This window comes from Sulfitobacter sp. (assembly GCF_041552635.1).
GTDB lineage: Bacteria > Pseudomonadota > Alphaproteobacteria > Rhodobacterales > Rhodobacteraceae > Sulfitobacter.
On sequence record NZ_JBFEKM010000027.1, the window covers coordinates 22,872 to 29,155 of the forward strand.

7 protein-coding genes, 1 tRNA gene and 1 pseudogene are annotated in these 6,284 nt (G+C 55.8%); 7 read left to right on the forward strand and 2 right to left on the reverse strand.

Translation table 11 applies throughout. The features are described from left to right. Positions 1–41: 41 nt before the first annotated feature. Positions 42–1,025, reverse strand: a complete 984-nt coding sequence (locus tag ABYT07_RS05035; protein ID WP_372989901.1) for a complex I NDUFA9 subunit family protein — start codon at positions 1,023–1,025, stop codon at positions 42–44. Between the two features lie 225 nt (positions 1,026–1,250). Between ABYT07_RS05035 and ABYT07_RS05040 the strand changes: the two genes are divergently transcribed. Further along, positions 1,251–1,336 (forward strand) — tRNA-Leu (locus ABYT07_RS05040). A 107-nt stretch (positions 1,337–1,443) separates the two neighbouring features. On the opposite strand, the gene ABYT07_RS05045 is transcribed toward ABYT07_RS05040, so the two are convergent. After that, a complete protein-coding gene (locus ABYT07_RS05045; protein ID WP_372989902.1) occupies positions 1,444–2,160 on the reverse strand; it encodes a class I SAM-dependent methyltransferase in 717 nt (238 codons plus the stop codon). Between the two features lie 223 nt (positions 2,161–2,383). On the opposite strand from ABYT07_RS05045, the gene paaA reads away from it, so the two are divergent. The 6 genes and pseudogenes from paaA to ABYT07_RS05075 all read left to right on the forward strand — a co-directional run. Further along, positions 2,384–3,376, forward strand: a complete 993-nt coding sequence (paaA, locus tag ABYT07_RS05050) for a 1,2-phenylacetyl-CoA epoxidase subunit PaaA (RefSeq protein ID WP_372989903.1) — start codon at positions 2,384–2,386, stop codon at positions 3,374–3,376. 6 nt (positions 3,377–3,382) lie between these two features. Next, positions 3,383–3,676 (forward strand): 1,2-phenylacetyl-CoA epoxidase subunit PaaB, encoded by a 294-nt coding sequence (gene paaB / locus ABYT07_RS05055; protein WP_372989904.1) that lies wholly within the window; start codon positions 3,383–3,385, stop codon positions 3,674–3,676. A gap of 29 nt (positions 3,677–3,705) precedes the next feature. Then, positions 3,706–4,428, forward strand: a complete 723-nt coding sequence (paaC, locus tag ABYT07_RS05060; protein ID WP_372989907.1) for a 1,2-phenylacetyl-CoA epoxidase subunit PaaC — start codon at positions 3,706–3,708, stop codon at positions 4,426–4,428. Further along, on the forward strand, positions 4,422–4,889 hold the full coding sequence (gene paaD, locus ABYT07_RS05065) for a 1,2-phenylacetyl-CoA epoxidase subunit PaaD (protein ID WP_372989905.1): 468 nt from the start codon (positions 4,422–4,424) through the stop codon (positions 4,887–4,889). Before paaC ends, paaD begins: the two co-directional genes overlap by 7 nt. A 3-nt stretch (positions 4,890–4,892) precedes the next feature. Then, positions 4,893–5,957 carry a 2Fe-2S iron-sulfur cluster-binding protein gene (locus ABYT07_RS05070; protein ID WP_372989906.1) on the forward strand — a complete coding sequence of 355 codons (1,065 nt, stop codon included), beginning with the start codon at positions 4,893–4,895 and terminating at the stop codon, positions 5,955–5,957. A 10-nt stretch (positions 5,958–5,967) separates the two neighbouring features. Then, a pseudogene (locus ABYT07_RS05075) lies at positions 5,968–6,284 on the forward strand (phenylacetic acid degradation bifunctional protein PaaZ); the annotation flags it as partial.

Below are 6,284 nucleotides of genomic sequence, written 5' to 3' on the forward strand. Positions count from 1 at the left end.
GTCATGGCAGGGCCTTTGAAAACTCCAGCGTTACCGTCAGATCAGGTGCGCAGGTTCTTTGCAGATTCCTTGATGTCGTCATACTGCCCCGACGGACGGAAGCGCCATAGATATTCAGGCAGGACCGACGCCATCGACACAGGCGAAATGCCCAACGCATCAAAGCCTTTTGCGCCATCAGTAACGACATTGTCCTTGCCAAGGTTCTTGACCTGATCGCGGGTGACCATACCGTTTTTCACCAAGCCCAATGTCGCAGACTGGAGAAGATCGAACGCGAACGCCATAATCTTGGCCGCAAACATTGGTACGGCCAACACCAGACGGCGGCGATGGATCACATCCAGCATCCGCTGCATCAAGGCGCGAAAGCTTTCTACGTCCGGGCCGCCAAGTTCGTAGATGCCCGGAGCCGCCGTGCCCAGCACCGCCAGTTCGGCCGCGCGGGCAACATCATCCACATAAACCGGCTGGAACAACGTATCGGCACCGATCACAGGCACCGCAGGGCTAATCCGCGTCATGCCGGCAAAGCGATTAAAGAACTCGTCTTCTGGGCCAAACACGATCGAGGGGCGCAAAATAACAGCGTCCGGCATATGCTTGAGAACGGCAGCCTCGCCCATCGCCTTGGTCTGGGCATATTCACTTGCCGCCTCAACATCCGCACCGATAGCCGAGATTTGGACCATGCGGCCAACGCCTTCGGCGGCAGCGATCCGCGCGATCCGTTCGGCACCCTCAGTCTGGATAGCATCGAATGTGCTTTTGCCTGCTTCCGCCAGAATGCCAACGCAGTTCACGACCGCATCGGCCCCCAGCAACGCGGCGCGCACCGATGCATCATCGCGAATGTTGCAAAACACGGGTTCTACCTGACCAACAGCACCGTAAGGGCGCACAAAGATCGCTTCGTTAGGGCGGCGCACCGCGACACGGACGCGCCATCCTGCTTTGGCCATACGCCGCGCGATATAGCGCCCGACGAACCCCGAGCCGCCATAAATCGTCACCAGCTTTGACATGATGATGCTCCTGTCCAGAAAATCTGAGCAATAGATACCGTTTTGCCCATTTGGGAACAAGTCGCAAATCAGACCAGTTTGATAGAGTAAATCAACCTATGCGACAGCGAAAACCCTGAACGGGACCGCCGCGCCACCGGATTTGAAACAACTTGCACAATTGGCAACGAATCCAATTGACACCCCCGCCCCGCACGATTAGAGCACCCCTCACAACCCCCCTGTGCCCAGGTGGCGGAATGGTAGACGCGCTAGCTTCAGGTGCTAGTACTGGCAACGGTGTGGAGGTTCGAGTCCTCTTCTGGGCACCAATTCATCCTAAATTATTGTATCGAAAAATAATGCGGGCTGATTGCGTCTTTTCCCTGCCACGACACTACCAACAAACATTGCTGGCTGTGTACTTCAAGCAGTTCGACTAAAAGATTGACTTGCGCCCTCGGACCTCAAGCGCACGGCGCGACTGTTCGATCTTGCCGTTTTGCGATCTGATTGTGACCGGCGGGGCCTTTTTCAGGTCTTTCTTCATCGCTACGATTGAATCGAAAAAATGCACATAGGTCAGCTCACGGGCCATCTGGGACAGCGGAAAAATATCGTCTTGATCCGTGTACCAACTGTGCATCTGATCCACGAGCCGTTTGGCGTATTCGATAAAACTGGCGTGCTCTTGATAGCCGCCGCCAAAGCCGGGCCAATAACTGGTGTGGGTGTCTTCGACCAGATATTGACCACCATCTTTCACGGCAGGCCAAAGGTTTTCAAAGCTGATCGTTTGCTGGTCCATCTTGTGACCGCCATCGTCAATGATCACATCAAAAGGCCCGTGTTTTGCGGCAAGCTGTTTCAGAAATACAGGGTCAGATTGGTCCCCGATTTCGATAAAAACGTCGGGGTCCGCCAAAGCCCGGCACGCAGGATCGATATCGGCAAAGACCAGCTTTGACCCTTTGCCGAAATATCCGCCCCACATGGGGATCGACCCGCCCCGGAAAATGCCAATCTCGAGAAAGATGATATCCTTGCCCTGAAGATGTCCCAGTTCGGCTCCGTAAACGTCGAAATAGTGCAGCCACTTGGTGACCAGACGGTGATCCGTTTTGTTCAAGAAATCGATAAAATAGTCTTTAGTCATGCGGATGCCCTGAAAATACCTGCCTTGCAGAGCTTGGTAAACCGATTTTGTGGCAAGACTATGCCCGATATTGTGTTACACATATTTCCGCTATGACGACAGAACGTAACATTTAAGTTGCAGCGAATCGCAACTCGCCTTAAGCTTTGCCAGAACAAGGGCTTTGGCGGTCGGAAGGAAGACGCGCCGCGCGGCCAATCACCTGAATGAAAGGATCTGGACGATGTATGCACAGATGATCAAATCCACCGGCGAGGGCGTCAAACCCCTGGACGAGATGGAACCGCAGGAACGCGCCTTTCAGGAACGGACCAATGCTGGCGGCAAGATCGAGCCGAAAGACTGGATGCCGGACGGGTATCGCAAGAACCTGATCCGCCAGATTGGCCAACATGCCCATTCCGAGATCGTCGGCCAACTGCCCGAAGGCAACTGGATCACCCGCGCGCCCACGCTGGAACGCAAAGCGATCTTGCTGGCCAAGGTGCAGGACGAGGCCGGGCACGGGCTGTATCTGTACTGTGCTGCCGAAACGCTGGGCGTTACGCGCGATCAGCTGACCCGCGACCTGTTGTCGGGCAAGATGAAATACAGCTCTATCTTCAATTATCCGACCCTAACATGGGCGGATATGGGGGCTGTGGGCTGGCTGGTTGACGGTGCCGCGATCATGAACCAGGTGCCGCTGCAACGTACATCATACGGGCCCTATGCCCGTGCAATGGTCCGCATCTGCAAAGAGGAATCTTTCCACCAGCGCCAAGGCTACGACATCATGATGAAGATGGCGAAAGGCACGGCGGCGCAGAAAAAGATGGCGCAGGACGCGCTGAACCGCTTCTGGGGGCCTGCGTTGATGATGTTCGGGCCATCGGACGAAAATTCGGTCCATTCGGCGCAATCCATGGCGTGGAAGATCAAGATGAACAGCAACGATGAACTGCGCCAGAAATTCGTCGACGAATGTGTGCCGCAGGCTGAATATCTGGGCCTGACCGTCCCTGACCCCGACCTGAAATGGAACGAGGAACGCGGGCATTATGACTTCACACAACCCGATTGGGATGAGTTTTTCGACGTGCTTAAGGGCAACGGCCCTTGCAACAAGGAACGCTTGGAAGCGCGCAACAAGGCGTGGGATGACGGCGCTTGGGTGCGTGACGGCCTAATGGCCCATGCGGCGAAAAAACGTGCCGCAAAACTGGCAGCGGAGTAATTTGAAATGACCAACACGACACATGAATGGCCTCTGTTCGAGATTTTCATTCGCGGGCAACACGGGCTGAGCCATCGCCACGTCGGATCGCTGCACGCACCTGATGCCGAAATGGCAATCAAGAACGCCCGCGATGTTTATACCCGCCGCAACGAAGGCGTCAGCATATGGGTCGTTCAGGCCTCTGATATCGCCGCGTCCTCGCCCGAAGAAAAAGGGTCGCTCTACGAACCTGCGAATGACAAGGTGTACCGCCACCCGACGTTCTTCGACATCCCCGATGAAGTGGGTGCAATGTGAGCACGCAACTATTCGAATTCCTGTGCCGCATGGGCGACAACACCTTGGTGTTGGGCCACCGCGTATCTGAATGGTGCGGCCATGCGCCCGTGCTAGAGGAAGACATTGCGCTGGCAAATACCGCGCTTGATCTGATCGGGCAAACAACCCTGTGGCTAGATTTGGCCGGAGAGGTTGAAGGCGAAGGCCGTAACGCCGACAAGCTGGCGTTTCACCGCGATGTCTGGGATTTCCGCAATCTGCTACTGGTCGAACAACCCAACGGGGATTTCGGCCAGACAATGATGCGGCAGTTTCTTTTCGACGCATGGCATCTTGCGCAGCTAAAGGCATTGATGGGCGGGTCACACGATCAGATCGCCGCTATAGCCGAAAAGTCTTCGAAAGAGGTAACCTACCATCTGGAACGCGCCACCGACACGGTAATTGGTCTGGGCGACGGAACCGAGGAAAGCCATGGGCGCATGCAGGCCGCACTGGATAAATTGTGGCCCTATGTCGGTGAAATGTTCACGTCCGACGAAGTGGATACTGCTATGGCTGAGGCGGGCATTGCACCTGACCCCGCGTCCCTGCGCCCGGCTTATGATGCGCTTTTGGACGACGTTTTCACCGCAGCCACGCTGGCCAAGCCACAGGATGATTTCGGCCACAAGGGCGGCAAATCCGGCAAGCGGCATTCCGAGCATCTGGGACACATGCTGACGCAGATGCAATGGTTGCAACGCGCCTATCCGGATGCGACATGGTAGTCGAAAAACCCACACTAGAGACTGTTTGGGGCTGGCTTGACGCTGTACCCGACCCGGAAATCCCTGTGATATCGCTCACAGATCTTGGGATCATCCGCGACGTGCAATGGCAAGACGACACGCTCGAAGTGACCGTGACGCCGACCTATTCCGGCTGCCCTGCCACCACGATCATCAACCTTGATATAGAAACCGCTTTGCGCGGCCATGGCATTGAAAAACTGGCTCTAAAGCGGCAACTTTCGCCTGCTTGGACCAGCGATTGGATGACAGATGCAGGCCGTGCCAAGCTGGAAGAATACGGCATTGCGCCGCCCCAGCCTGCGGGCGGTCCTCAGCACTGCCCCCGCTGCAAGTCCACGCATGTGGAAAAGATCAGCCAGTTCGGATCGACCCCCTGCAAGGCGCAATGGCGCTGCACCGACTGTCTGGAACCCTTCGATTATTTTAAGTGTATCTGACCCATGGCCCAATTTCTCCCCTTATTAGTGACTGATATTCACCACACGATCCGCGATGCTGTGGTCCTGACTCTCAAGCCGGAAGACCCACGCGCGTTTGATTTTACCCAAGGGCAATATCTGACGTTCAGGCAGGATTTCGACGGCACTGAACTGCGCCGAAACTACTCGATCTGCGCGGGTCTAGACGATGGCGTGTTGCAGGTCGGGATCAAGCGCGTCGATGGCGGGGCATTTTCCACCTTTGCAAATGAGGCACTCAAGGTCGGGGATACGCTGCACGCAATGCCACCGCAGGGCAAGTTTTTCACAGAATTAGAGCCTAATAGCGCCAAAAATTACCTTGGTTTCGCAGGCGGGTCGGGCATTACGCCGGTTCTCTCGATCCTGAAAACCGTGCTGAAACGCGAACCGCAATCCACCTTTACGCTGGTCTATGCCAACCGCGCCGTGAACACGATTATGTTCCGCGAAGATCTGGAGGACCTCAAGAACCGCTTTATGGGGCGGCTTAGCGTGATTCACATGCTGGAATCCGGTCAGGATATCGACCTGTTCACGGGCCGCGTCGATCAGGCGAAATGTGACGCTTTGTTCGAGACATGGATAGACATTAAAAGCATCGACACAGCGTTCATATGCGGGCCGGAACCCATGATGCTTGCCATTGCAGAAGCGCTAAAAACCCACGGGTTAGAGCCTGATCAGATCAAATTCGAGCTGTTCAGCGAAAGCCAGCAAGGGCGTCTGGCCAAGCAGGAAATGGCCAAACGCAGCGAAGACCAAGCGTTGACCAAAGTGACCGTCACCATCGACGGTGCCGCCCACAGCTTCACCATGACCAAAGGCCAATCCGTGCTTGAGGCTGCGTTGGAAAACAACCTTGATGCCCCGTTTGCCTGCAAGGCGGGCGTTTGTTCGACCTGCATGTGCAAGGTCACCGAGGGCGAGGTTGAAATGCTGTCGAACCACGCTCTCGAGGACTACGAGGTGGAGCGCGGCTATCGCCTGAGCTGCCAAAGTTACCCGATCAGCGACAAACTTTCCATCGACTACGATCATCACTAAGGAACACATCATGCGCGATATTCAAAGCTTTGCCGCCGGTCAGTGGATCAATCCGGGGGCCGGTTCGCGCAGTATCGCAAGTGCCATAACCGGCGATGTGATTGCACAGGCAGGCAACGACGCTTTGGATGTGCAAGTGATGCTGTCTTTTGCCCATGACGTTGGCGGGCCCGCCCTGCGCAAGCTGACGTTTCATGACCGCGCCAAGATGCTCAAGGCGCTGGCAGCCTATCTGAAAGACCATAAACAGAGCCTATATGACCTGAGTTTCGATACTGGCGGCACCAAGTCCGATCACATGATCGACGTGGACGGTGGTATTGGCAC